Consider the following 26,009-nt stretch of genomic DNA (forward strand, 5'->3'; position numbering starts at 1 on the left):
CCGAGGGGCGGGACGCATGACGCGTCCCGCCCCTCTTTGGATCAGGTCGATTCCGGTCAGGCCGGAACGATGTTGACGAGCTTGGGGGCTCGCACGATGATCGTGCGGATGTCCCGTCCATCGAGGATCCGCTGGACGTTCTCCGAAGCCAACGCCATCTCCCGGAGGGCGTCTTCCGTGATGTCCGCCGGAACCTCAAGACGGTCCCTGACTTTGCCCTGGACCTGCACGACCGCCGTGACGGTATCCTCCACGAGGAGCGCGGGATCAACCACCGGCCACGCGGCATTCGCGACGAACGTCTCCTGGCCCAGCAGGTGCCACATGTCCTCGGCCGTGTACGGCGCGAACAGCGACAGGATCACGGCTACCGTCTCGGCGGCCTCACGGACCGCTGGATCGGTCGCACCGGCGCCCGAGTCGATGGTCTTGCGCGTTGCGTTGACCAGCTCCATGAGGCGCGCCACCACGACATTGAACTTGTTGGCCGCAAGCAGGTCTGCGGCATCCGCGATCGTCCGGTGGGTCACCGCACGCAGCGCCTTGTCTCCGGACTCCGTCGGAGTCCCGGGCTCACTCGAGACGTCCTGTGCCAGGCGCCAGGCGCGGGCCAGGAACTTCGCGGAACCGCCTGGCGAAACGTCGGCCCAGTCGACGTCGTCCTCCGGCGGCGAGGCGAACACCATGGTCAGGCGCACCGCATCGACGCCGAACTTGTCGAGCTGCTCGCCGAGGTCCACACCGTTGCCGAGCGACTTGCTCATGGCCTTGCCACCGTTGAGCACCTGGCCCTGGTTCAGGAGGGCGGTGAACGGCTCGGTGGTCTCCAGCATGCCCAGGTCGTGGATGACCTTGGTGAAGAAGCGCGCATAGAGCAGGTGCAGGATGGCGTGTTCCACGCCGCCCACGTACTGCCCCACAGGCATCCAGGTGTTGACCGCTTCAGGGTCGAAGGGGCCGTCCGTGTACTGCGGCGAGGTGAAACGCAGGAAGTACCAGGAGGAATCGACGAAGGTGTCCATGGTGTCGCTGTCGCGGCGCGCCGGACCACCACAGGACGGGCAGTTCACGTTGACCCACGATTCCGCAGCGGCCAGGGGGGACGTGCCCTTCGGGGACAGATCTTCTCCGCGCAGATCGTCCGGCAGACGCACCGGCAGATCCTCGTCCGGAACCGGCACTTCGCCACAGGACTCGCAGTGGATGATCGGGATCGGGGTGCCCCAGAAACGCTGGCGGCTCAGGAGCCAGTCACGCAGCCGGAAGTTCACGAAGCCCTCGCCGGTGCCCTGACGCTCCAGGATCGCGATGGCGGCAGGGATCGCCTCGGCCTTGCTCAGGCCGTCCAGCTCGCCGGAGTTGATCAGGGTTCCCTCACCGGAGGTGGCGACGCCGGTCTCCGCGGGGTCCTCCTCGCCGGTCTCCAGGACGGGGCGGACGGCGATCCCGAATGCCTTGGCGAAGTCCAGGTCACGCTGATCGTGCGCGGGGACGGCCATGATGGCGCCTGTGCCGTAGTCGGCCAGCACGTAGTCGGCGGCCCAGACCGGCAGCTTCTCCCCATTGAGCGGGTTGATCGCGTAGCGGCCGGTGAACACGCCGGTCTTGGGACGCTCGGTGGACTGGCGCTCGATCTCGGAAAGCGCCTTGACCTGCTCACGGTACTCGTCCAGTGCGTCGGCGTGCTCCGGAGTGACCAGCTCGATCGCCAGCTCGGAGTCCGCGGCGACCACGAAGAAGGTCGCGCCGTACAGCGTGTCCGGACGGGTGGTGAAGACGGTGGTCTCGCGTTCCGCCTTCTCCCCCGCCCCTTCGATGACGAAGCGCACGTGAGCGCCTTCGGAGCGGCCGATCCAGTTCTTCTGCATGGCCAGGACCCGCTCGGGCCAGTGACCCTCCAGCTGGTCCATGTCATCCAGCAGACGCTGAGCGTATTCCGTGATCTTGAAGTACCACTGGTTCAGGGACTTCTTGGTCACCGGTGTGCCGCACCGTTCACAGGCGCCGTTGACGACCTGCTCGTTGGCCAGCACGGTCTGGTCCTTGGGGCACCAGTTGACAGGCGAGTCCTTGCGGTACGCCAGGCCCTTCTCGTAGAAGCGCTTGAACAGCCACTGAGTCCAGCGGTAGTACTCGGGATCCGAGGTCTGCAGCCGCCGGCTCCAGTCCGCGGAGATGGCGTAGCGCTTGAACGACGCCGCCTGGGTGTCGATGTTCGCGTACGTCCACTCGCTCGGGTGGGCGTTGCGCTTGATCGCAGCGTTCTCCGCGGGCAGGCCGAAGGAGTCCCAGCCGATCGGGTGCAGGACATCATAGCCCTGCAGGCGCCAGTAGCGGGAGACCACATCGCCCATCGCGAACGCCTCGGCGTGACCCATGTGAAGGTCTCCCGAGGGGTAAGGGAACATGTCCAGCACGTAGCGCCGTTCGCGCGAACCGTCGTCGACGGGGGTGAACTGGGGGTTCTCATCCCAGGCCTTGGCCCAGACGGCCTCGATCGCGGCGAAGTCGTAACCACGCTCCCGCGCGGACTCACCGCCCATGGTCTCTTCAGCTTCTACGCTCACTCGTACTCTCTCACCTTCGCCGGCTCCGGCATCGTTCCTGCCATACTCCACACACACAAAAGCCCCTCAACCCTCACCAGCAGCCTGCGCTGCGGAAAGGGTTCAAGGGGCGGCCGTCCATCACGGGTCACACGGACCCGGAGGACGGCTAGCTAAGGAGGAGGATGACGTGCATGTCCACCACTTTACCGCACCTCGCCGAGGCTACGGCGTGCCTCGGTGTCAAGGGGGCCCGGGAGCGGCTTCGGGCGTCCGCGGTGGGCCCACAGCTGCGAGGGTCCCACTGCGAGCTTGCGAACGGAGGGAGCAGCTGGGGACGGGCGGGGCCCCCTTGACAGCGAGGCGGTCAGGCTTGGGTGAGGAGGACTACTTCACGTCCTCGTCCACCCAGTCCATGGACTTGGTGACTGCCTTCTTCCACAGACGCAGCTGACGGTCACGCTCGGCTTCGTCCATCTGCGGTTCCCAGCGCTTGTCCTCGCCCCAGTTGGCGGACAGCTCGCCCAGGTCCTTCCAGAAGCCGACGGCGAGGCCGGCGGCGTAGGCGGCACCCAGCGCAGTGGTCTCGGTGACCACCGGGCGGACCACGGGGACGCCCAGGATGTCTGCCTGGAACTGCATCAGGGCCTCATTGGCGACCATGCCGCCGTCGACCTTGAGCTCCGTGAGCGGCACACCCGAGTCGGCGTTCACGGCGTCCAGGACCTCACGGGTCTGGAATGCCGTGGACTCGAGCGCAGCGCGCGCGATGTGTCCCTTGTTGACGTAGCGCGTGAGGCCCACGATCGCTCCGCGGGCGTCTGCACGCCAGTACGGTGCGAAGAGACCGGAGAACGCCGGAACGATGTACGTGCCACCGTTGTCCTCGACGGACGCCGCCAGCTGCTCGACCTCGGGAGCACTGGCGATCATGCCCAGATTGTCCCGCAGCCACTGGATGAGTGAACCGGCGACGGCGATCGAACCTTCCAGCGCGTAGTGCGTCGGCTGGTCGCCCAGCTTGTAGCCGACCGTCGTGAGCAGCCCGTTCTTCGAGTGGATGATCTCGGTGTCCGTGTTGAAGATCAGGAAGCAACCGGTGCCATAGGTGTTCTTCGCCTCGCCGGCGTTGAATGCCGCCTGGCCGAAAGTCGCAGCCTGCTGGTCACCGAGGATGCCCGCCACCGGCACCTCGCGCAGCAGCTGGGAGGTGTGCACCGTGCCGTAGACCTCGGAGGAGGACTTGATGGCGGGCAGCATGGACGCCGGGACACCGAAGGCATCCAGGATGTCCTGATCCCAGGAAAGGCTCTGCAGATCCATGAACATGGTGCGGGAGGCATTGGTCACATCGGTGGCGTGCACGCCGCCGTCGACGCCGCCCGTCAGGTTCCAGAGAACCCAGCAGTCGGTGGTGCCGAAGAGCAGGTCCCCGGCCTCGGCCTTCTCACGGGCGCCCTCGACGTTGTCGAGGATCCACTTCACCTTGGTGCCGGAGAAGTAGGTGGCCAGCGGCAGGCCGACCTTCTGCTTGAAACGCTCGACGCCGCCGTCGGCCGCAAGCTCGTCCACGATGGACTGCGTGCGGGTGTCCTGCCAGACGATGGCGTTGTAGACCGGCTCACCGGTGTTCTTGTCCCAGACGACGGCGGTCTCACGCTGGTTGGTGATGCCGACGGCTGCGATGTCGTGACGGGTCAGATTGGCCTTGGACAGAGCGCTGGCGATCACCTCACGGGTGTTGTTCCAGATCTCTGAGGCGTTGTGCTCGACCCAGCCCGCCTGCGGGAAGATCTGCTCGTGCTCCATCTGACCGGTGGAGACGATGGTGCCCTTCCGGTCGAAGACGATGGCGCGGCTGCTCGTGGTGCCCTGGTCGATGGCGATGACGTATTCAGACATGAGTTTTCCTCAGTTCCTTGCGGGTCGCTTACTTGGCCACTGCGGTGAAGACGATGGGCAGGTGTGCGGCCCAACCGGCGATCAGGCCGCCGATGATCGGACCGGCCACGGGAACCCAGGCATAGCTCCAATCGCTTCCGCCCTTGCCCTTGATGGGCAACACGGCGTGGGCGATGCGCGGGCCGAGGTCACGGGCCGGGTTGATGGCGTAACCGGTGGGGCCACCGAGAGATGCACCGATGCCGACCACCAGAAGTGCGACGGCGAGCGGGCCGAGTCCGGAGGGCGATCCACCGAAGCAGAGGATCACGAACACCAGGACGAAGGTGGCCACGATCTCGGTGACGAGGTTCCAGCCGTAGCTGCGGATGGCAGGACCGGTGGAGAAGGTGCCGAGCTTGTTGGCCGGGTCCGGCTCCAGGTCGTAGTGCTGCTTGTAGGCCAGCCAGCAGACCACGGCACCGATGAAGGCGCCGAGCATCTCACCACCGAGGTAGGTGAAGATGGAGGCCGCGTCCACCGGGATCCCGGGGACGAACTCGCCCTTGCCCGAGGCCACGATGCCCAGCGTCACCGCCGGGTTCAGGTGGGCGCCGGACTTGGCGGCCACGAAGACACCGGCGAAGACCGCGAGGCCCCAGCCGAAGTTCACGAAAAGGAACCCGGTGTTGTTGCCCTTGGTCCCCTTCAGGGCGGTGTTGGCGACAACGCCACAGCCGAGGAGAGTGAGCATTGCCGTACCGAAGACTTCCGAAAGGAAGATGATTCCAAGAGACATCATTGACTCCTTGAGATGTGCTGTAAGTCCCCGGGCCCGCGCCCGGGGACTGTTCGCCCCGAGGGGCTAGGCAACCAGGCTGTCGAGCTGTACCAGGTGAAGGTTTTCCAGGACAGTGGCGGCATGATTGCATTCCTCCACAATCCGATCCTTGTCCCAGCCAAGCTGTTCTGACAAGGCCTCGGCCGTTTCGCGGAGGAGTTCTCCCGTGACCAGGCCACGGAAAGCGAGGGAGGTGCGGCGGATGAGGACGTCCACCAGGTGGCCGATCTGCTCGTGATCCGCCATCCAGTGAAGCTCGCGCACGCTGAGTTCATGGGTGGAGTGCAGAAGGCGGTCTTCGCCGTCGGCAAGATAAGCGATCACCTCGTCGGCACGGGTGCCGTAGCGGGTCAGAAGGACGTCGACGCGCGCCGCGTCGAGTCCCGCCGCAGGGTTGACACGGGCCTTGATCCACTGCTGGACGCCGGCGTCGTCCGAGGGGAAACCGACTCCGCCGCCGATCGAAAGCTTGGCGGTGGACACCGTGCGCGAGGCACCGATCAGCCCCAGGACCTCATCGGAAAGATGTTCGGACAGTGCGCGGAAGGTCGTCCACTTGCCACCCACGAGGCTCAGTACGGTCGCCTTCGCGGTGCCGAAGTCCTGCTCGCGCTTTTCGATGCGGTAGTCACGGGAGACGAATCCGGGTGCGGTGTCATCGTGTCGCGGCAGGGGCCGGACGCCGGAGAAGGTGTACACGATCTGATCGCTCGTCACCGAGATGTCCGGGAAGACGTGGGAGATGAGATCGAAGAAGTAGTCGATCTCCTCAGGAGTGCAGACGGCGTCTTCGTTCATGTCGGCATTGATGTCCGTGGTGCCCACCAGGACGCGGTCGCCCATCGGGTAGATGAGGACGATCCGGCCGTCGGTGTGTTCGAAGAAGATCTCCCGGCCACCGGTGGCGGCGAGCAGTTCCGGGTGGTCGAGCACGATGTGGGAACCCTTGGTGCCGCCCATGAAGCGGGTCGGCGCCCCGAGCGCGGTGTTGCTCTGGTCGACCCAGGCGCCGGTCACGTTGACGACGACGTCGGCGGAGAAGTCGAACTCCTCGCCGGTGAGTTCATCACGGAGCCGTACGACGCCGTCGGAGGACTCTGCGGGACCCACCACGCTCAGGTAGTTGGCGGCACGGGCCTTCTCACCGCCGGCCTTCAGGCCGTCATTGAGAACGTCGAGCGTGAGGCGCTCGGGGTTGTGCACCGAGGCGTCGAAGTAGCTCGCGGCGTACTTGATGCCCGGGTTCAGCCGCGGCAGTTCCTGCAGGGCCTTGTCGCGTCCGCGGAACTGGTGGCGGGGCACCGTGCCGCCGTCGCGGGAGAAGGAGTCGTAGAGGCTCAGGCCGAGCTTGATGAGGAACGCGCCACGCTCCTGGGGCTTGCCCTGCTTGTGAGTCAGGAAGCGGATCGGCGCACTGAGGATTCCGGAGAAGGTGCTGAAGATCGGGATGGTGGTCTTGAGGGGCTTCACGTAGTGCGGGGCGATCTTCATGAGGCGGTTGCGCTCCACGACCGATTCCTTCACGAGACGGAACTCGCCGTTCTCCAGATAGCGGATGCCGCCGTGAATCATGTGGGAGGACGCACCGGACGCACCCTGACAGTAGTCGCCGCGCTCCACCAGCACCACGTCCACACCCTGGAGGGCGAGATCGCGGAAGGTTCCCACGCCGTTGATGCCTCCACCGACGATCAGCACGGTGGCGGACGGACGCCCGGCGATCGCCTGGACGGTCTGCCGAGTCTGAGGGGTACGGGGGGCTGCGTTCTGCTGCGTGGACATCGTTTCTCCGGGAGGGGTTTCACGTCGTTCTAGGTGCCAGGACGGCACGTCCCACTATTCTTGGAAACAGTGAAAATTACCGTCAAGCGAAATGCACGAACGTGCAGAAGGGGTTCCGATGCGGAAAGACGGGGACGTCCTCAAAGCAGCCCAGCTCTACTACCTGCAGGACCTCACGATGGACGCGATCGCCCGCGAGTTGCGCACATCACGGTCCACGGTCTCCCGGCTCCTTGCGACAGCGCGGGAGACGGGACTCGTCCAGATCCAGGTCAGGTCCAGTCTGGACATGGCACCGGAGCTTGAACAATTGATCAAGAAACGTTTCGGTGTGGACGCCCACGTGGTGCCCGTTCCGAGCAGCATGGGTGAAGCCGATGCGCTGGAACGTGTCGCCCTGTACGCGGCGCGGACCATCACCCCGCAGGTGGACTCCAACTCCATCGTCGGAGTGGCGTGGGGTGCGACCATGAGCGCTGTCAGCCGCCATCTGACGAGCAAGCCCACCCACAACAGCGTGATCGTCCAGCTCAACGGTGCCGGCAACACCCACTCCACCGGGATCTCCTACTCCAGTGAGATCCTGCGCCGCTTCGGCCGGGCTTACGGGGCCAAGGTGGAACAGTTCCCCGTGCCTGCGTTCTTCGACCACGTGGAGACCCGCCAGGCCATGTGGCGCGAACGCAGCGTGGCCCGGATGCTGGACCTGCAGTCCCGCATGACCATGGCCCTTTTCGGGGTCGGTGGCATCGACGCCGGCTATCCCAGCCACGTGTACGCCGGTGGATATCTGGAGCGTGAAGACCTGGAGTCCCTGGCCCGTCACGAAGTGGTCGGCGACGTTGCCACCGTGTTCTTCCGCGCCGACGGAACCACCGATGGCATCCCCCTGAACGCACGTTCCACCGGCCCCAGTCACGAGCAGCTGCGCCGCGCGCCCCGCCGGGTCTGCGTGGTGTCCGGCGCAGGGAAGATCAACGGCCTTCAGGGAGCCCTCGCGGCGGGCCTGGTCACCGAGCTCATCCTCGACGAGAAGACGGCCCGCCTCCTCGTGTCCGCCTGAGCGGGTCCCCGGGGAGAGCCCGGCCGTCTTCGGTAGAGTCTTCAATCATGAGCCGCATTCCCACCGTCACCCTGAACAACGGGGTGGAGATCCCCCAATTGGGCTTCGGCCTCTACAAGGTCCCAGCCGAGTCGGTCCGGGATCTCGTGCCCGCAGCTGTCGACGCGGGCCTGCGCCATCTGGATACGGCCTCGATGTACGGCAACGAACTCGCGCTCGGCCGCGCCCTGGGCGCGGTGCTCGAGGAAGGCTCCCTGGCGCGGGAGGACTTCTTCGTCACGAGCAAGGTCTGGAACGACGACCAGGGGTACGACAGCACGCTGCGGGCCTTCGATGCGAGCATGGTCGCCCTGGGACTGGACGTGCTCGATCTGTACCTCATCCATTGGCCGGCGCCGGCACGAGGCCTCTATGTTGAGAGCTACAAGGCCCTGGAGACCCTGTACCGTGAGGGACGCGTCCGGGCCATCGGCGTGTCGAATTTCCAGCCCGAGCACCTCGAGCGTGTCCTCGACGAATGCGAGGTGGTGCCTGCCGTGAACCAGGTGGAGATGCATCCCTGGCTTCAGCAGCGCGAATTGAGGGCGTTCCACACCGAGCACGGCATCACCACCGAGGCCTGGAGCCCTCTCGCGCGCGGCCGGCTCCTCGAGGACCCGGCGCTGCAGCGCATCGCGTCGGAGCACGGCCGCAGTGTCGCCCAGGTGGCGCTGCGCTGGCAGATCCAGGAAGGCTCCGTGACGTTCCCCAAGGCGAGCACCGCGGCCCGGATCGCAGAGAACTCCGCGCTCTTCGACTTCGCCCTCAGCCCTGCCGACATGGCGGAGATCGCCGGACTCGACCGTGACTTCCGCAGTGGTTCCCATCCGGACGCGGTGAACTGATGCCCACGCAACACGCCGGCTCCCCCGATACCTCCGGGTTCATCTCCCCTGCTCTGCGTGACCGCGAGTCCCGTCATGTGGTGGAGCTTCCCAGCGGTCCCGTCCATTACTGGGAGCACCGGGCCAGTGAACCCGACGATGCCAGCAGGACGATCCTGGTCATCCATGGTTTCCGTGGCGACCACCACGGCCTGCTCCGCCTGGTGGACCTCTTGCCCGGCCATCGCTTCATCACCCCCGACCTGCCGGGCTTCGGCGCCTCCCCCGCCTTCCGCGGACGGGAGCACTCCCTTGACGGCTACGGCCGCTTCGTCGCCGAGTTCCTGGACGCGCTAGGGCTCGGACCCGACACCGTTCTGCTCGGCCACTCCTTCGGGTCGCTGGTGTGCAGCCGTTTCGTCAGCGAGCACCCGGGCCGCGTCCATCCATTGATCCTGATCAACCCGATCGCGGCACCGGCGCTGGAAGGGCCCAAGGGATTCCTGACGAAACTGGCCATCCTCTATTACCGGGCGGCCGCCGCACTGCCCGAAGGCGCGGGGCGCGCGCTGCTGGCCAACCCGGCCATCGTGCGCATCATGAGTGTCACCATGGCCCGGACCAGGAACAAGGATCTGCGCCGTTTCATCCACGCGCAGCATGACGCCTATTTCAGTGACTTCGACAGCCGCTCCAGTCTGCTGGAGTCCTTCCGGGCGTCCGTGTCCGGCACCGTCACCGAGCGCGCGGACAAGCTGACGCTGCCCACCTTGCTGGTGGTCGGCTCCACCGATGAGGTCGCCCCCCTTCCCGCCCAGGAGACCCTCCACGCGGCACTCCCCGATTCCCGTCTGGTGGTGATCGACGGCGTCGGCCACCTCATCCACTACGAGACTCCTGGAATCGCCGCGAATGCCATCGACCACTTCCTTCAGGAGTACCCAGCATGAAATTGGTGATCGACGCCAGGTTCACCCGCATGGACCATCACGACGGGATCAGCCGCTACGGTGCCAGTCTCATCGAGGCCTGTGCCAAGGTCGCCGACGTGACGATGCTGATCTGCGACGACCGTCAGTTGAAGCTGCTCCCGGAGGTCCCGTACATCAAGATCGGGAGCCCGCTGTCACCGCTGGAGCTGTTCGTGGCGCGTCGGGTCAATCGTCTGCAGCCGGATGTCGTGGTCTGTCCCATGCAGACCATGGGGTCGTGGGGACGCAAGTACGGACTCATCCTCACCCTGCACGATCTGATCTACTACGAGCACCCCGCGCCCCCCGGCTTCCTGCCGGCGCCGGTGCGAGTGCTGTGGCGGCTCTACCACAAGGCCTACTGGCCGCAGCGGCTGCTGCTGAACCGGGCCGACATCGTCGCGACCATCAGCCGCACCACCGAATCACTGATGAGGAAGTTCCGTCTCACGCACAAACCCGTGCGGATCATCGGCAACGCACCTCAGCCCGGCGCGGTGCCCCGCGACGCCTCCGAAGCGCCGTCGAAGGAACTCGTCTACATGGGGTCCTTCATGGAGTACAAGAACGTCGAAACGCTCATCCGCGGCATGGTGGGACTCCCGGGATACACCTTGCGCCTGATGAGCCGTATCGCACCGGCCCGCCGTGAACAACTGGAGGCCCTCGTTCCGGCCGGCGCGGAAGTGGTCTTCCACAATGGCGTGAGTGACGAAGAGTATGAAGGGTTCCTGCGGAACGCCGCCGCACTCGTGACGCTCTCGAAGGCCGAGGGTTACGGCCTGCCTCTCGTGGAGGCCATGGCGCTCGGGACACCGGTGGTCGTGGCGGACACCCCCATCTTCCGCGAGGTGGGTGGCGACGCCGCAGCATACGTCCCCGCCGAGGACCCGGCGGCCTTCTCCTCCGCCGTGCTCGCCCTGGAGGACGACGGCGCATGGGCGGCCAGGAGTGCCGCGTCCGTGGATCAGGCGGCCCGTTTCTCCTGGGAGCGGTCCGCGCAGGAACTGCTCGCCGCCGCAGGGGAAGTCGTGCGGCTGCGCGCCCGCAAGGCGTGAAGCGAACGCAGATCCTGAGCGGTCAGAGCAGGTCGACGCCGTCGAAGCGCAACTGGGCGGCACCGTGGGTGCGCTTCGCCGAGGAGGCTGCTTTGGCGGCTCTCAGCAGCTTCGCGGCCTCGGATGCGACAGCGAACGGAATGAACGCGAGCGTACGGTAGCCGTCCTCACCGATCGGAACCGGCCCGACGCAGCGGACCTCCGTCGGCCCGACCATCAGGGGCGAGAGGGCGGCCTGAAGGTACTCCACCGCCTCTCGCGGCCCGGTCAGCGCTGCCACTCGCACGGCCGGGGGCAGGTGCAGTTCGCGGCGCTCCTCCAGCTCCCGGGCCGCAAAGGCCGCCGGATCCCAGCGGACCAGCGCCCCCACAGGGTTCTCCTGTTCGGCCGTCACCATCACGACTCCCCCGTCCTTGGCCGGCCTGACCAGCGCCGCAGCGTTGAACCATCGCCGCACGGTCTCCTCGGCGGCCCGGAGGTTCTCCCGGCGGAGCATCTGCTCGCCGTCCAGCAGCAGAGCTGCGGCATACCCTTCAGTGGCCACAGGTTCGGCGCCAAGGGTCGCCACCACCAGCGTCCCGGCACCGGAAACGGTGTCTTTCACCCGGCCTGCAGAGGACGAGACCACCCGGGCCCCGGGGAAGGCCCTCCCGAGCTGTTCGGCCGTCCGGAGAACCCCGTTGCCCGTGACCGTGTACTTGTTGGACCCGCACTCACGGCAGCTCAGTGCCCGCTGCACCGAGCCGCACCAGCGGCATTCCGGCGCGGCTCCGTGCGCAGGCACATGCAGGGGCCCCTCACAGTTCGTGCAGCGCATCCGCGTGCCGCACTGGGAGCAGAGCAGGGCCGGGGCGTATCCGGAACGGGCCACCTGGATCAGCACCGGGCCGAGGTCCAGTCCGTCCTTCGCGGCTTGCCAGGCGGCGTGCGGCAGACGAGCCGCCGTGCTCAGCGGATCACGCTCCTGGTGGTAGGAATCGGCAGTGTTCACCACACGCGGCGTCACGGTCCGCAGCAGTGGACGGTCGGCACTCACCGAACCCGCCCAGCCGTTCTCCACGAGACGCTGCGCCTCGGTGCTGCGAGCATGACCGGCCAGGACGCAAGCGGCCCCGGCCCCCTCGCTGCTGCGGAGCATCAGGACTTCGCGGGCATGCGGATACGGGGCACGCTGCTCGGCGTGCACATCGTCGCCGTCGTCCCAGATACCGACCAGGCCGAGATCGCCGAGCGGCGCGTAGGCGGCGGCACGCGTCCCGATCACCACCCGCGCATAGCCGCCGAGCACCCGCAAGTACTCGCGGTAGCGCACGGACGGGCCGTCCTCCGCGGTGAGCCGGGCGACGAGTCCGCGCGGCAAAGACTCGGCGAGTACGGCTTCAAGACGACGGAGATCACGCTGATCCGGGACCACGAACAGAACGTTGCGGCCGGAAGCCAGCGTGGCCAGTGCCGCCTCGGTGAACAGCTGAGGCCAGGCGTGCGGTCCGAACCCCTCGGGAATCGACACCACGGCCCGGGGATTCTCGCCCTGGCGCAGGTGATGCAGGAAGGCTGAACCGTTCCGGAGCCGGTCCCACGCCGGCGCCTCCGGGGATCCGGCCTCGGGCACGGCGGGCAGATCCCCCGTACGAGGGGCCCAGTCCTTCTCACAGCTGGCCACCCGGCTCGGCACCGCGAGGCGCAGCACATCACTGACGGTCCCCGCGTACCTTGCCGCAACCGCCCGGCAGAGGTCCAGGACCTCCGGGGTGAGAACCGGGACCGCCGAGACGACCTTGCCCAGCATGGCCAGACGCGTTCCGGCGTCGCTGTCGGCCCGGCGCTCGATCAGATAACCGTGCAAGGCCCGTCCAGCGAAGGTGACCCTGACGCGAGCACCAGGAACCGCCTGCTCGTCAAGGTCCTCCGGAACCAGGTAGTCGAAAGGGCGGTCCAGATGAGGGAGCGGGGATTCGACGACGACGCGCGCCACCGGATTCTGGGCGGCAGGCTTCTCGGCAGGGTCCGAGGGCTGCCACGGTCCGGCCGAATCGAGCCCCGGGAGGGCAGCGCCCTCCGGCTCAGTCGCGGGGAAGAGTCCGTCCTGCACCTCGCGTCACCGGCTCAGGCGTTGAAATAAGCCTTGAGATCGGCCACCTTGTCCAGCCGTTCCCAGGTGAAATCCGGATCCTCGCGGCCGAAGTGCCCGTGAGCGGCCGTCTTGGCATAGATCGGGCGCTTGAGATCGAGGGCGTCGATGATGGCGCGGGGGCGGAGGTCGAAGACCTCCCCGATGGCCGCGCTGATCCGTGCGGGGTCCACCGTCTCGGTGCCGAAGGTCTCCACATAGATGCCCACGGGGCGGGCCTGTCCGATGGCGTAGCCGATCTGGATCTCCGCGCGACGGGCCAGACCGGCGGCCACGACATTCTTCGCCACCCAGCGCATGGCATAGGCGGCCGAGCGGTCCACCTTCGACGGGTCCTTGCCGGAGAAGGCGCCACCGCCGTGGCGCGCGAAGCCGCCGTACGTGTCCACGATGATCTTGCGGCCCGTCAGACCGGCGTCGCCCACAGGGCCGCCGATGATGAACTTGCCCGCGGGGTTGAGGATGTTGCGCGCCGAGGAGGTGTCCAGTTCGGCCGCAGCGAGCACCGGAGTGATCACGTGGTTCGCCAGATCGGAGCGCAGCTGCTCGAGCGAGGAGTCCTCGGCATGCTGGCTGGAGATGACGACCGTCTCCACCGAGACGGGCTTGTCCCCGTCATAGCCCACCGTGACCTGGGTCTTGCCGTCCGGGCGCAAGTAAGCCAGTTCGCCGCTCTTACGGACCTCGGTCAGTCGCTCCGAGAGACGGTGGGCCAGCCAGATCGGGGTCGGCATGTACGTGGCGGTCTCATCGCTGGCATAGCCGAACATGATGCCCTGATCGCCGGCACCCTGCAGATCGTAGTCATCCGAGGTGCGGCCCTCCCGGGCCTCCACGGAGTTGAACACGCCGTCGGCGATGTCATTGGACTGCTGACCGATGGAGACCGATACTCCGCAGCGTGCACCGTCGAAGCCATTGGCCGAGGAGTCGTAACCGATGCCCAGGATGGTCTCACGCACGATCTGCGGGATCTCGACGTAGGCGTCCGTGGTGACCTCGCCGGCGACGTGCACCAGGCCGGTGGTGGCCATGGTCTCCACGGCCACCCGCGACTCGGGATCTGCGGCGAGCAGGGCGTCCAGGATCGAGTCACTGATCTGGTCGCAGATCTTATCCGGGTGCCCCTCGGTGACGGACTCGGAGGTGAACAGCCGGAGGCCGGTGTGCGAAGAATTCTGCATGGCAAAGGTCACCCGTACACTCTACCGGCCTCGCCGAGCCGCTTCGCCGCGCACATGACGATATGTGGACAGAACGGTCAGGCGGTGCCAGGGTTCAATCGGTCGGTTCAATCGGCCAGTTCGGCCGCCACGCGCTCGACGACGGCGCGCGCAACCGCGTTCTTCGATCCCTCGACGTGCTGCATCTCACGGTCCGAACGGGACAGGATCTCGACCGAGTTGACGTCCTGGCCGAACACCTTGTCCTCCCCTACGTGATTGACCACGAGGAGGTCACAGCCCTTCTTTTCGAGCTTCTGCCGTGCGTACTCCAGGACGCTGCCCGAATCATCACCGGTTTCGGCGGCGAAGCCGAGGATCAGCTGCTGGCGCGCGTCTGCATGCCGGAGCCGGACCAGCTCGGCGAGGATGTCCGGGTTGCGGACCAGCTCGATCACGGGGTCGGTCCCCTCGGCACGTTTCTTGATCTTCGTCCCGGACCGTTCCGCCGGGCGGAAGTCTGCGACGGCGGCCGCCATGAGTACGGCATCGGCGGCCGGGCTGTGCTCGATCATGGCCTGGCGCAACTCTTCAGCCGTGCCGACCCGGACCAGCTCGACGCCGGCCGGCACCGGAACCTCGATATGTGCCGCGACCAGCGTGACCTGAGCCCCGGCGTCGCGCGCCGCAGCGGCGAGGGCGATGCCCTGCTTGCCGGAGGACCGGTTCCCCAGGAACCTCACAGGGTCCAAGGGCTCCTGAGTGCCCCCTGCTGAGACCAGAACATGACGGCCTGCCAGAGGCCGCTCGGCGTGATGTACCGCGCGGGCGGGGTCCTCCACGAGCGCCAGTGCGGCCGCGAAGATGGCCTGGGGCTCGGGAAGCCGGCCCGGACCGCTGTCCTTGCCGGTCAGTCGGCCGACGTCGGGATCCAGGACATGAGCACCGTGGCTCCGCAAAGTCGCCACATTCGCCTGTGTCGCTGCATGCCGCCACATCTCCGTGTGCATGGCCGGCGCGAACAGCACCGGGCAGGTGGCCACCAGAAGCGTGTTGCCGAGCAGGTCATCCGCCAGTCCGTGTGCGGCACGGGCGAGAATGTTCGCCGTGGCCGGGGCCACGACCACCAGATCAGCCTCCTGGCCGAGCCTGACGTGGTTCACCTGATCCACGTGATCGAAGACGGACGTGCTCACGGGTCTGCCGGAGAGCGCCTCCCAGGTGGCCTGCCCCACGAAGTTCAACGCCGCCTCCGTGGGCACGACGGTGACCTGGTGGCCGGCTTCGGTGAAAAGACGGAGGAGGGATGCAACCTTGAAGGCTGCAATCCCTCCTCCGACGCCAAGGACGATCCGCATGCGCGTCTTCCTGACCTGGTGCCTGGACTACTCGGCGTCTTCGGCCGGAACCTCGGCCGGCTTGCACTCGAGCAGGCCCTCGTTGATCTCGCGCAGTGCGATCGACAGCGGCTTCTCGTTCATACGGGTCTCGACGAGCGGACCGACGTACTCGAAGAGGCCTTCGTTCAGCTGCGCGTAGTAGGCGTTGATCTGGCGCGCGCGCTTGGCACCGAAGATGACCAGGCCGTACTTCGAATCAGCCGCTTCGAGCAGCTGGTCGATCGGCGGGTTGATGATGCCCTCAAGGTTGGTGGACACGGTGTTCTCCAGGATCTTCTCGTTCAATCGTCCCGGGTCCTCGGCAAGGATCCGGTGCGGAGCCCGCCGGGCAGGTTCCGCTCAATGGTGGCTTCTCAGCGAGGGTTCGGAGTCAAACCCATGAGCTGGACAAGTTCATCCGCCGCCCTCCGGACGTCGTCATTGACCACGGTGTGATCGAATTCCGGCTCGGCAGCAAGTTCCAGTTTAGCGGTTTCCAGCCGACGCTGCTGTTCCTCAGGGGTTTCCGTGCCACGGCCCACCAGGCGGCGGACCATTTCGTCCCAGCTCGGCGGTGCCAGGAACACGAAGCGTGCGTCCGGGACGGCCGCCTTCACCTGGCGTGCGCCCTGCAGATCGATCTCCAGCAGTACGTGCTTGCCGTCGGCCAATGCCGCCTCGACGGTGCTGCGCAGCGTGCCGTACCGGTTCACCCCGTGCACCACGGCCCATTCGAGGAACTCCCCGTCGCCCGCGAGCCGGTCGAACTCCTCCGGCGACTTGAAGAAGTAGTGGGTCCCCTCCTGCTCCCCGGGACGAGGAGGACGAGTCGTGGCTGAAACGGACAGCCAGACCTGAGGGTAGTTGTCACGAATATAGGTGGAGACCGTGCCCTTGCCGACGGCGGTGGGGCCGGCAAGCACGGTGAGGCCGGAAAGTGAGCTCACGGATTCCTCTGGTCATAGGCCGCCCGTGGGCCGCCTGGGCTATTTCTCTTCGAGAAAATCTATCAGGGCCTTGCGCTGGTGCACGCCCAAGCCCCTCACCCGGCGGGACGCGGCGATCCGCAACTGGGTCATGATCGTCTGCGAACGGACCCGGCCGATGCCAGGGAACGCTTCAAGCAGTTCGGAGACCTTCAGGCGGGCGATGGCGGGATCCTGCTCCGCCTGTTCCAGCACCTGGGGAACCGTCAGCTCGCCGGATTTAAGGGCTTCCTTGAGACGGGCGCGCGTCTGGCGTGCCGCAGCCGCCTTGGCTAGGGCGGCGCTTCGCTCCGTGCTGGTCAGGACTCGCAGACTCATGGCTTCTCCCACCTTCCGGCATCCGCGGCCACGGATGCAACTGACGGTTGATGCGAACCTACCGGAAAGTGAGTCCCGGCACCATAGCCAGGAGGCCACCGATTCCGGTGGCCTCCTGGCTGACATGGTGTTACACGGCTCTGCGCGTCGTTCTCAGCGCAGTCCCTCCAGGGTCCGGCCGATGGCGGAGACGAGCGCCGGAACGGATGGCCCGGCCTTCAGGATGTCCCTGCTGGACGTTCCGAGCACCTGTGGGTAGGCGGCACCGAAAGTGCGCTTCAGGTCCTCCCCCGTCGCGCCTTGCGCGCCGAGCCCCGGCGCGAGAACCGGCCCGTTCAGCCCGGCCAGGTCGATGCCCAGTTCCTCCAAGGCGGAACCGACCGTCGCCCCGACCACGAGGCCGACGGAGCCCAGGGGCGTCACGCCGTCGTTCTCCGCTGCGGCGGCCTCGACGATGCGACGGGCGACCGAAGCCTCTCCCCCGACGTGCTGCACCCCGGCGCCCTCAGGGTTCGAGGTCAGCGCCAGTACGAAGACACCCCGGCCGTGAGCCGCAGCCAAGTCCAGAGCGGGACGCAGCGACTCGAATCCGAGGTACGGGCTCAGAGTCACCGCATCAGCGGCCAGCGGCGACGACGGCGAGAGCCAGGCGTCCGCATAGGCCGCCATGGTGGAACCGATGTCACCGCGCTTGGCGTCGGCGATCGTCAGCACACCAGCCGACGCGGCATCCGCCAGCAATGTCTCCAGCACGGCCAGGCCCGCCGAGCCGTGCCGCTCGTAGAGCGCCACCTGAGGCTTGATGGCGGCCACACGACCGGAGGCCGCCTCCAGCACCAGGGTGGAGAACTCCTTCAGCCCCGCGGCCGAGTCCTCCAGCCCCCAGGCCTCCAGGAGACCAGGGTGCGGGTCGACACCCACGCAGAGCGGCCCGAGGGAGGCCATGGCCTCCGCCAGGCGGGCACCGAAACCGGCGCCCGCCGACGCGGAGCGGCGATTCGTCGTGGTCTGGTCAGCCATTGCGCACCGCCGCGAGCACCGCAGCATGCTCCTGCAGGCTGGTCACATCCCATTCGTAGGTACGGATCGCCTCCATGGCCTGCACGGCCACGTTGAACTCCGCCACCGTGGTGATGCACGGGATGCCGATCGAGGTGGCCGCGGCACGGATCTCGTAACCATCACCACGGGCCTCGCCACCGGACGGCGTGTTGAAGACCATGTCGATCTCACCGGCCACGATGCGGTCGACGATGGTGTTCTCGCCCTTACCGGCACCCTGGCCTTCGGCGACCTTGCGCACCAGGGTGGCCTGGATGCCGTTGCGGCGCAGAACATCCGCAGTGCCGCCGGTGGAGACGATCTCGTAGCCGAGGTCGGAGAGGCGCTTGACCGCGAGGATCACGGCGCGTTTGTCCCGGTTCGCCACCGAGACGAACACGCGGCCCTCTCGCGGCAGCGGGTTGTTGGCGCCGGCCTGGCTCTTGGCGAAGGCGGTGTCGAAGTGCTTGTCGATGCCCATGACCTCGCCCGTGGAACGCATCTCCGGGCCCAGCAGGGAGTCGACGACGTGGCCGTCCTCGGTCCGGAAGCGGCTGAACGGCAGCACGGCCTCCTTCACCGCAACAGGAGCCTCGAGGGGCAGGTTCGCGCCGTCGCCCTCCTCCGGCAGCATCTTGTAGGCGCTGCGCAGCTGATGGATGGTCACGCCGGCGCCGATCAGGGCCGCGGCTTTGGCCATCTGGACACCCGTCGCCTTCGAGACGAAGGGAACCGTGCGCGAAGCGCGAGGGTTCGCCTCAAGAACGTAGAGGACGTCGGAGGCCAGCGCGAACTGGATGTTGATCAGGCCGCGCACGCCGACACCCTCCGCGATGGCACGGGTGGCCTCACGCACGCGCTCCACGACGGTGGCGCCCAGGGTGATGGGCGGCAGGACGCAGGCGGAGTCGCCGGAGTGCACCCCGGCTTCCTCGATGTGCTCCATGACGCCGCCGAGGTACATGTCCTTGCCGTCGAACAGGGCGTCCACATCGATCTCCACCGCGTCCTCCAGGAAGCGGTCGATGAGCACCGGGTGATCCGGGGTGATCTCCGTGGCGTTGGTGATGTAGCGCAGAAGGTTCGCTTCGTCGTAGACGATCTCCATGCCACGGCCGCCGAGCACATAGGACGGGCGCACCAGGACCGGATAGCCGATCTCATCGGCCACCTTCTTGGCGTCCTCGAAGGACACCGCGGTGCCGTTCTTCGGCGAGACGAGACCTGCCCGGTCGAGCACATTGGCGAAGGCGCCACGGTGCTCCGCGAGATCGATCGCCTCCGGCTGCGTGCCGAGAATCGGCACACCGGCGTCGGCCAGTTCCTGTGCGAGCTTCAGCGGGGTCTGACCGCCGAGCTGCACGAACACGCCCATGACGCCGCCCGTGCGCTCCTCCGCGGCGATGACCTCGAGGACGTCCTCAAGGGTCAGCGGTTCGAAGTACAGCCGGGTGGACACGTCGTAGTCCGTGGAGACCGTCTCCGGGTTGCAGTTGATCATCACGGTCTCGTAGCCGGCCTTGCGCAACGCCATGGAGGCGTGGACGCAGGAGTAGTCGAACTCGATGCCCTGACCGATGCGGTTGGGGCCGGAGCCGAGGATGATGATGGACGGCTTGGCGTGCAGGCCCACCTCGTCCTCCTCGTCGTAGGACGAGTAGTGGTACGGCGTGTACGCGGCGAACTCCGCAGCACAGGTGTCCACGGTCTTGTAGACGGGACGGATGCCCAGCGCCTGGCGGACGCCGCGGACCACTGCTTCGCTGTTGTGGGTGAGGGAGCCGATCTGCGCGTCGGAGAAGCCGTGACGCTTGGCCAGCTGCAGCATCTCCGGGGTCAGGGCCTCGCTCTTACGGATGTCCGTGGACACCTCGTTGAGCAGCTGGAGCTGGTCCAGGAACCACGGGTCGATCTTGGTCGCCTCGAAGAGCTGCTCCACCGTGGCACCGCCCAGCAGGGCGCGCTGCACCTGGTGCAGGCGCTCGGTCGTCGGGCGCTTGGCCTTCTCGATGAGTTCCTCCACCTCCCATTCGGGAACCGGGCTGAAGTCCAGCGAGGCGCCCTTCTGCTCCAGGGAGCGCAGGGCCTTCTGCAGGGCCTCGGTGAAGTTGCGGCCAAGGGCCATGGCTTCGCCGACGCTCTTCATGGTGGTGGTCAGGGTCGGATCCGCTGCGGGGAACTTCTCGAAGGCGAAGCGGGGCACCTTGACGACGACGTAGTCCAGGGTCGGCTCGAAACTGGCCGGAGTCTTCTGGGTGATGTCGTTGGGGATCTCGTCCAGGGTGTAGCCCAGGGAGAGCTTCGTGGCGATCTTGGCGATCGCGAAGCCCGTGGCCTTGGACGCCAAGGCCGAGGAGCGCGAGACACGCGGGTTCATCTCGATGACGACCACGCGGCCGGTCTCCGGGTTGACGGCGAACTGGATGTTGCAGCCGCCCGTGTCGACGCCCACCTCACGGATGACGGCGATGGAGACATCGCGCAGCTTCTGGTACTCGCGGTCCGTGAGGGTCAGCGCCGGCGCCACCGTGATGGAGTCGCCGGTGTGCACGCCGACCGGGTCGAAGTTCTCGATGGAGCAGACGACCACGACGTTGTCGTTCTTGTCGCGCATCATCTCCAGCTCGTACTCCTTCCAGCCGAGGATGCTCTCTTCGAGCAGCACCTCGCTGGTGGGACTGTACTGGAGGCCCTGGCCCACGATGCGGCGCAGATCATTCTCGTTGTAGGCGAGGCCGGACCCCAGGCCGCCCATGGTGAAGGACGGGCGGACCACCATCGGATAGCCGAGGTCATCAGCCGCCGTCAGTGCCTCCTCCATGGTGTGGATGATGTGGCTCTTGGCGCTCTCGGCGCCGCAGCGCTCCACGACGCCCTTGAACTTCTCGCGGTCCTCACCGAGCTCGATGGCGGCGATGTTGGCGCCGATCAGCTCGACGTCGTACTTCGCGAGCACGCCGTTCTTGTCCAGTGCGATGGCGGTGTTCAGCGCGGTCTGGCCGCCGAGGGTCGGCAGCACGGCGTCCGGGCGCTCCTTGGCGATGATCTTCTCCACCACCTCGGGGGTGATGGGCTCGACGTAGGTCGCGTCGGCGAACTCGGGGTCCGTCATGATGGTGGCCGGGTTGGAGTTGACGAGGATGACCCGCAGGCCCTCCTCCTTCAGCACACGCAGTGCCTGCGTCCCGGAGTAGTCGAACTCGGCGGCCTGACCGATGACGATCGGTCCGGAGCCGATGACGAGGACACTCTTGAGGTCGGTACGTTTGGGCATGCTCAGGCGTCCTTGTCGTTGGTCGTGGACTTGGTGCTCTGGGTTGGAACAGCCGATTGGGCTTCCATGAGCTCGATGAAGCGGTCGAACAGGTAGGCGGCATCGTGGGGACCCGATGCGGCCTCAGGGTGGTACTGCACGGAGAAGGCCGGGATGTCCAGGCACGCGAGTCCTTCGACCACCTGGTCGTTCAGGCTCACGTGGCTGACCTCGACGCGTCCGAAACGGCTTTCAGGTGCCTGGCTGGCGCCTTCCATGGGGGCGTCCACGGCGAAGCCGTGGTTCTGCGAGGTGATCTCCACCTTGCCGGTCCGACGGTCCATGACGGGCTGGTTGATGCCCCGGTGGCCGTACTTCAGCTTGTAGGTGCCGAAGCCGAGGGCGCGTCCGAGGATCTGGTTGCCGAAGCAGATGCCGAAGTACGGCAGCTTCTCATCCAGCACGGAGCGCAGCAGGCTGACCTGGGCGTCCGCCGTGGCGGGGTCGCCCGGGCCGTTGGACATGAAGAAACCGTCCGGGTTGACGGCCTTGACGTCCTCCAGGCTCGCAGTGGCCGGCAGGACATGCACTCGCACGCCGCGCTCGGCGAAGCGCTGAGGAGTCATGGCCTTGATGCCGAGGTCGATGGCCGCGATGGTGAAGCGGGGCTCCCCCTCCCAGCCGTGCTCGGACGGTTCCACCGTGTAGGCCTCGTCGATGCTGACTTCTTCGGCCAGACGGGAGCCTTCCATCGGCTGGCTGTCCCGCACGGCGGTGAGCAGCTCGGCGTCGCTCGCCTGCGCCGCCTCGCCGGAGAAGATGCCGGCCCTCATGGTCTTGTGCTCACGCAGATGACGGGTCAGCGCGCGGGTGTCGATGCCCTGGATGCCCACGATGCCCTGCCGGACCAATTCCTCGTCCAGACTCGCCTCGCTGCGCCAGTTGGAGGGACGTCGCGCGGGGTCGCGGACGACGTACCCGGCCACCCAGATACGCCGCGATTCGGCGTCCTCGCCGTTGACGCCGGTGTTGCCGATGTGGGGTGCCGTCTGCACGACGATCTGCCGGGCGTAGGAGGGGTCGGTGATGGTCTCCTGGTAACCGGTCATGCCGGTGGTGAAGACCGCTTCACCGAGGGTGGTGCCTACTGCACCGTAGCTCTGACCGCGGAAGATGCGGCCGTCTTCAAGGACGAGAACTGCTGCGCCGGTGCTCGCCTCAGGCGTTTGAATGCTCACTGTGTCCTCTGTGTTCGCTGGAGTGTGGTCTGTCATCTCGAATAGGTGTGGGGTTCAGGCCGCGGCCTGGCCCAGGAGCCGCTCGGCGGCTTGTTGCAGTGGTTCTGTGTCGGCTTCGTTCCGGGGCAGGAAGCCGGTGTCCAGGACGTTGTCGCCCAGTCGCCAGCTCAGTACCAGGATCCGGTCCTTGCCCAGGAACTTCCCGGCCATGCCGCTGCTCAGCCGGATCTCCTGGAGCGCATCTGCCGCGATGAAGAGCTCTTCGCAGCCCGGCCGGCTGATCAGCACTCCCGCGTCGTGAACGGCGATCCCGGCCTGGCTCCGGATACCCAGGCCATGGGCGGCCACCCGGTCCAGCCAGTCTCCCTCGGTCGTCGTCGTGACGTACTGTCCGACGACGGCGAGCTGCGGCTCACCGAGTTCAGGGACGGCGGGCAGCGGCTCCAGGGCGTCCTGACGTCGTCGCCTGTTCCGCCAGCCGATGAAGAGCAGCACGATCACGAGGGCGGCGACGGCCAGCATGGCCACGCCCGGCAGGATCTTGTCCACGGCTCAGGCCTCGGAGGGACGGCGAGGCGTGTTCAGCTCGCCGTCCAGCACGGTCGGGTGCCCATGGAAGAAGGTCGCGCGGACCCGGCCCGGCAGCTCCATCCCCTGGAACGGGGTGTTGCGCCCCTTGGTGGCCATCGCGGAGCCGTCCACGGTCCAGCGGGCCTGCGGATCGACCAGGACCAGGTTGGCCGGCTCTCCGACGGCCACGGGCCGCCCCTGGTCCGAAAGCCGTCCGATCCCGGCGGGCGCCTCGGACATGACCCGTGCTACATCGGCCCAGCCCATGAGTCCCGTTTCCACCATGGTGTGCTGCACCACGGACAGCGCGGTCTCAAGGCCGGTCATGCCCATGGCGGCCTGTGCCCACTCGCATTCCTTGTGCTCGCTGGGATGCGGGGCGTGATCCGTACCGATGACGTCGATGACGCCCTCGGCCAGCGCCTGCCGCAGCGCCAGCACGTCTTCCTGGGTGCGCAGCGGCGGGTTGACCTTGTAGACCGGATCGTAGCTGCGGACCAGCTCATCGGTCAGCAGCAGGTGGTGCGGTGTGACCTCCGCAGTGACTTTGATGCCGCGCTGCTTGGCCCAGCGGATGATCTCGACGCTTCCTGCCGTGGAGACGTGGCAGACATGCAGACGCGAGTCCACATGCTGGGCCAGGAGCACGTCGCGGGCGATGATGCTCTCCTCCGCGACAGCGGGCCAGCCTGCGAGACCGAGAACCGCCGAGACCTCGCCCTCGTTCATCTGGGCGCCCTCCGTCAGGCGCGGCTCCTGGGCATGCTGTGCGATGACGCCGTCGAACGCCTTGACATACTCGAGCGCGCGACGCATGAGCACCGGATCGTGCACACAGATGCCGTCGTCTGAGAACATCCGGACCTCGGCCCGGGACTCGGCCATCGCGCCCAGCTCTGCCAGGCGTTCACCGGCCAGCCCCACGGTCACGGCACCGACCGGACGGACGTCCACCCATCCGGCGTCCTGACCGAGACGGTGGACCTGCTCGACGACGCCCGCGGTGTCCGCCACCGGCGAGCTGTTGGCCATCGCGTGGACTGCGGTGTATCCGCCGCGTGCAGCGGCCCGGGTGCCGGTCTCGACGGTCTCCGCATCCTCCCGGCCCGGCTCGCGCAGATGGGTGTGGACGTCGACCAGGCCTGGCAGTGCCACCAGGCCGCTGCCGTCGATCACCGTGGCATCGGCTGCGGCGGGATGGTCTGAGGCTCCGGCACCGAGCGCAGCCACGACGCCGTCGGCGAGAAGGATGTCCTGGGGCTCGCCGCCCAGCAGGGAGACGGAGGTGATGAGATGGTTCTGGGTGCTCATGCGGGGATTCCCTCCGTGGCTGCATGGGTGGTGTTCTGCTCGGCCTCCCGGCCTCCTGCGAGCAGGAGATACAGGGATGCCATCCGGACCGAGACGCCGTTGCTGACCTGATCCAGGACGGTGGACCGCGGTGAGTCGGCGGCGGCCGAGGAGATCTCCAGACCGCGGTTCATGGGACCCGGGTGCATGATGATCGTGTCCTTCAGCCCGTGCCGGTCCAAGGCCTCAAGACGGGAATCGTCGAAACCCCAGCGCCGGGAGTACTCACGGGCGGAGGGGAAGAAGGAGGCGTTCATCCGTTCGCTCTGCACCCGCAGCATCATCATGGCGTCGATACCCATCTCCAGGGTGGCGTCGAGGTCGTAGCTGACCTCGCACGGCCAACTCTCGACGCCGACCGGCAGCAGGGTGGGCGGTGCGACGAGGGTGACGCTGGCTCCCAGCGTCCTGAGCAGCCAGACGTTCGAACGGGCCACACGGGAGTGCAGCACATCCCCGGAGATGGCGACACGCATGCCGCTCAGATCCGTGCCCGTGGAGGCGACGCCCGCCAGGCGGGCCCAGTGCCTGCGCATGGTGAAAGCGTCGAGGAGGGCCTGAGTCGGGTGTTCGTGTGTCCCGTCGCCCGCGTTCAGGATCTTGGCTTCGATCCAGTCCGTGTTGGCCAGACGCTGCGGGGCTCCGGACGCCCAGTGACGGATCACGACGGCGTCGGCTCCGATGGCGGCCAGGGTCTGGGCGGTGTCTTTCAGCGACTCGCCCTTGCTCACGGAGGAGCCTTTGGCGGAGAAATTGATGACGTCGGCCGAGAGCCGCTTGGCAGCCGCTTCGAAGGAGATCCGGGTCCGGGTGGAGTCTTCGAAGAAGAGGTTCACCACGGTCCGGCCGCGCAGGGCCGGAAGTTTCTTGACCTCACGCTGGCCCACTTGCGCCATCTCCTCGGCGGTGTCGAGGATGTCCAGGGCGTCCTTGCGGCTGAGGTCTTGAGTGGAGAGAAGATGCTTCATGCGCGGGCCTCGATCACGACTTCGTCCACGGAGCCGTCGATCTCGCTGAGGTGGACCCTCACCTTCTCGCTGCTGGCCGTGGGCAGGTTCTTGCCGACATGGTCGGCACGGATGGGGAGTTCACGGTGACCGCGGTCCACCAGCACGGCAAGACGCACGACCCGCGGCCGGCCGAGATCCACCAGCGCGTCGAGGGCTGCCCGGATGGTGCGGCCGGAGTACAGGACGTCGTCCACGAGCACCACGACCTTGCCGTCCAGACCGCTCTTGGGCAGCTGGGTGGGAAGAGGCGAGCGGGTGGGTTGCCGGGCCAGATCGTCCCGGAACATCGTGACGTCGAGCTGACCGAGGGCTGCCTGGGCGTCGAAGCCGGGCTGGGCGTCGGCGATCTTCCGGGCCAGGCGCTGGGCGAGGGGATATCCCCTGCGAGGGATGCCGAGGAGAACGAGATCCTGCGTTCCCTTGTTGGATTCGATGATCTCAAAGGCGATCCGCGTCATGGCACGGTCGATGTCATCGGAATTGAGGACGACGCGCTGGGAGCCGGTCCCGGCAGATGATGCACTGGTGGCGTCAGTCATGCCTCTCTCCCCTTTCCCCGCCTCAC

The 26,009-nt window shown here is 67.0% G+C and carries 21 protein-coding genes; 4 read left to right on the forward strand and 17 right to left on the reverse strand.

Going from position 1 to position 26,009, the window contains the following annotated elements; all coding sequences use genetic code 11:
- Positions 1 to 56: 56 nt before the first annotated feature.
- The 4 genes from leuS to ACIPXZ_RS09370 all read right to left on the reverse strand — a co-directional run bounded on the left by leuS (position 57) and on the right by ACIPXZ_RS09370 (position 7,050).
- Complete coding sequence (gene leuS / locus ACIPXZ_RS09355) at positions 57 to 2,567, reverse strand: leucine--tRNA ligase (RefSeq protein WP_400592869.1); 2,511 nt, start codon at positions 2,565 to 2,567, stop codon at positions 57 to 59.
- Between the two features lie 366 nt (positions 2,568 to 2,933).
- Complete coding sequence (gene glpK / locus ACIPXZ_RS09360; RefSeq protein ID WP_400592872.1) at positions 2,934 to 4,448, reverse strand: glycerol kinase GlpK; 1,515 nt, start codon at positions 4,446 to 4,448, stop codon at positions 2,934 to 2,936.
- A gap of 28 nt (positions 4,449 to 4,476) precedes the next feature.
- Positions 4,477 to 5,226, reverse strand: a complete 750-nt coding sequence (locus tag ACIPXZ_RS09365; protein WP_400592875.1) for an MIP/aquaporin family protein — start codon at positions 5,224 to 5,226, stop codon at positions 4,477 to 4,479.
- A gap of 66 nt (positions 5,227 to 5,292) precedes the next feature.
- Positions 5,293 to 7,050 carry a glycerol-3-phosphate dehydrogenase/oxidase gene (locus tag ACIPXZ_RS09370; RefSeq protein ID WP_400592878.1) on the reverse strand — a complete coding sequence of 586 codons (1,758 nt, stop codon included), beginning with the start codon at positions 7,048 to 7,050 and terminating at the stop codon, positions 5,293 to 5,295.
- 118 nt (positions 7,051 to 7,168) lie between these two features.
- On the opposite strand from ACIPXZ_RS09370, the gene ACIPXZ_RS09375 reads away from it, so the two are divergent.
- Genes ACIPXZ_RS09375 through ACIPXZ_RS09390 form a run of 4 tightly spaced genes read left to right on the forward strand, consistent with a single transcriptional unit; the run spans position 7,169 to position 11,005 of the window.
- Positions 7,169 to 8,113: a sugar-binding transcriptional regulator gene (locus ACIPXZ_RS09375; protein WP_400592880.1), complete on the forward strand. Its 945-nt coding sequence runs from the start codon at positions 7,169 to 7,171 to the stop codon at positions 8,111 to 8,113.
- A gap of 47 nt (positions 8,114 to 8,160) precedes the next feature.
- On the forward strand, positions 8,161 to 8,997 hold the full coding sequence (locus ACIPXZ_RS09380) for an aldo/keto reductase (protein ID WP_400592883.1): 837 nt from the start codon (positions 8,161 to 8,163) through the stop codon (positions 8,995 to 8,997).
- Positions 8,997 to 9,926 (forward strand): alpha/beta fold hydrolase, encoded by a 930-nt coding sequence (locus ACIPXZ_RS09385; protein ID WP_400592885.1) that lies wholly within the window; start codon positions 8,997 to 8,999, stop codon positions 9,924 to 9,926. The genes ACIPXZ_RS09380 and ACIPXZ_RS09385 overlap by 1 nt, the downstream gene beginning before the upstream one ends.
- Positions 9,923 to 11,005, forward strand: coding sequence for a glycosyltransferase family 4 protein (locus ACIPXZ_RS09390; protein ID WP_400592888.1), 1,083 nt, complete (start codon positions 9,923 to 9,925; stop codon positions 11,003 to 11,005). Before ACIPXZ_RS09385 ends, ACIPXZ_RS09390 begins: the two co-directional genes overlap by 4 nt.
- A 22-nt stretch (positions 11,006 to 11,027) precedes the next feature.
- On the opposite strand, the gene ACIPXZ_RS09395 is transcribed toward ACIPXZ_RS09390, so the two are convergent.
- From ACIPXZ_RS09395 to pyrR, 13 genes are all read right to left on the reverse strand, one after another.
- Positions 11,028 to 13,097 (reverse strand): primosomal protein N', encoded by a 2,070-nt coding sequence (locus ACIPXZ_RS09395; RefSeq protein WP_400592891.1) that lies wholly within the window; start codon positions 13,095 to 13,097, stop codon positions 11,028 to 11,030.
- Positions 13,098 to 13,111: 14 nt separating this feature from the next.
- Positions 13,112 to 14,320 carry a methionine adenosyltransferase gene (metK, locus tag ACIPXZ_RS09400; RefSeq protein WP_400593325.1) on the reverse strand — a complete coding sequence of 403 codons (1,209 nt, stop codon included), beginning with the start codon at positions 14,318 to 14,320 and terminating at the stop codon, positions 13,112 to 13,114.
- A gap of 107 nt (positions 14,321 to 14,427) precedes the next feature.
- Positions 14,428 to 15,657, reverse strand: coding sequence for a bifunctional phosphopantothenoylcysteine decarboxylase/phosphopantothenate--cysteine ligase CoaBC (coaBC, locus tag ACIPXZ_RS09405; protein WP_400592893.1), 1,230 nt, complete (start codon positions 15,655 to 15,657; stop codon positions 14,428 to 14,430).
- 27 nt (positions 15,658 to 15,684) lie between these two features.
- Positions 15,685 to 15,957 carry a DNA-directed RNA polymerase subunit omega gene (rpoZ, locus tag ACIPXZ_RS09410; protein ID WP_400593328.1) on the reverse strand — a complete coding sequence of 91 codons (273 nt, stop codon included), beginning with the start codon at positions 15,955 to 15,957 and terminating at the stop codon, positions 15,685 to 15,687.
- A gap of 95 nt (positions 15,958 to 16,052) precedes the next feature.
- Entirely contained in the window at positions 16,053 to 16,625 is a 573-nt protein-coding gene (gene gmk / locus ACIPXZ_RS09415) for a guanylate kinase (RefSeq protein WP_400592896.1), read from the reverse strand.
- Positions 16,626 to 16,664: 39 nt separating this feature from the next.
- The gene (gene mihF / locus ACIPXZ_RS09420) at positions 16,665 to 16,982 is read right to left on the reverse strand and encodes an integration host factor, actinobacterial type (RefSeq protein ID WP_400592899.1); all 318 of its coding nucleotides are present in this window, start codon (positions 16,980 to 16,982) and stop codon (positions 16,665 to 16,667) included.
- 153 nt (positions 16,983 to 17,135) lie between these two features.
- Complete coding sequence (gene pyrF, locus ACIPXZ_RS09425; protein ID WP_400592902.1) at positions 17,136 to 18,002, reverse strand: orotidine-5'-phosphate decarboxylase; 867 nt, start codon at positions 18,000 to 18,002, stop codon at positions 17,136 to 17,138.
- Positions 17,995 to 21,297: a carbamoyl-phosphate synthase large subunit gene (gene carB / locus ACIPXZ_RS09430; protein WP_400592904.1), complete on the reverse strand. Its 3,303-nt coding sequence runs from the start codon at positions 21,295 to 21,297 to the stop codon at positions 17,995 to 17,997. The genes pyrF and carB overlap by 8 nt, the downstream gene beginning before the upstream one ends.
- A gap of 2 nt (positions 21,298 to 21,299) precedes the next feature.
- Positions 21,300 to 22,550, reverse strand: a complete 1,251-nt coding sequence (gene carA / locus ACIPXZ_RS09435; protein ID WP_400592907.1) for a glutamine-hydrolyzing carbamoyl-phosphate synthase small subunit — start codon at positions 22,548 to 22,550, stop codon at positions 21,300 to 21,302.
- Between the two features lie 18 nt (positions 22,551 to 22,568).
- On the reverse strand, positions 22,569 to 23,063 hold the full coding sequence (locus ACIPXZ_RS09440) for a hypothetical protein (protein WP_400592909.1): 495 nt from the start codon (positions 23,061 to 23,063) through the stop codon (positions 22,569 to 22,571).
- Between the two features lie 3 nt (positions 23,064 to 23,066).
- Positions 23,067 to 24,395: a dihydroorotase gene (locus ACIPXZ_RS09445; protein WP_400592912.1), complete on the reverse strand. Its 1,329-nt coding sequence runs from the start codon at positions 24,393 to 24,395 to the stop codon at positions 23,067 to 23,069.
- Positions 24,392 to 25,402, reverse strand: coding sequence for an aspartate carbamoyltransferase catalytic subunit (locus tag ACIPXZ_RS09450; protein ID WP_400592915.1), 1,011 nt, complete (start codon positions 25,400 to 25,402; stop codon positions 24,392 to 24,394). Before ACIPXZ_RS09450 ends, ACIPXZ_RS09445 begins: the two co-directional genes overlap by 4 nt.
- Positions 25,399 to 25,983 carry a bifunctional pyr operon transcriptional regulator/uracil phosphoribosyltransferase PyrR gene (pyrR, locus tag ACIPXZ_RS09455; RefSeq protein WP_400592918.1) on the reverse strand — a complete coding sequence of 195 codons (585 nt, stop codon included), beginning with the start codon at positions 25,981 to 25,983 and terminating at the stop codon, positions 25,399 to 25,401. Before pyrR ends, ACIPXZ_RS09450 begins: the two co-directional genes overlap by 4 nt.
- Between the last annotated feature and the right edge of the window lie 26 nt (positions 25,984 to 26,009).

It is taken from the genome of Arthrobacter sp. NPDC090010 (assembly GCF_044748305.1).
Lineage (GTDB): Bacteria > Actinomycetota > Actinomycetes > Actinomycetales > Micrococcaceae > Arthrobacter_E.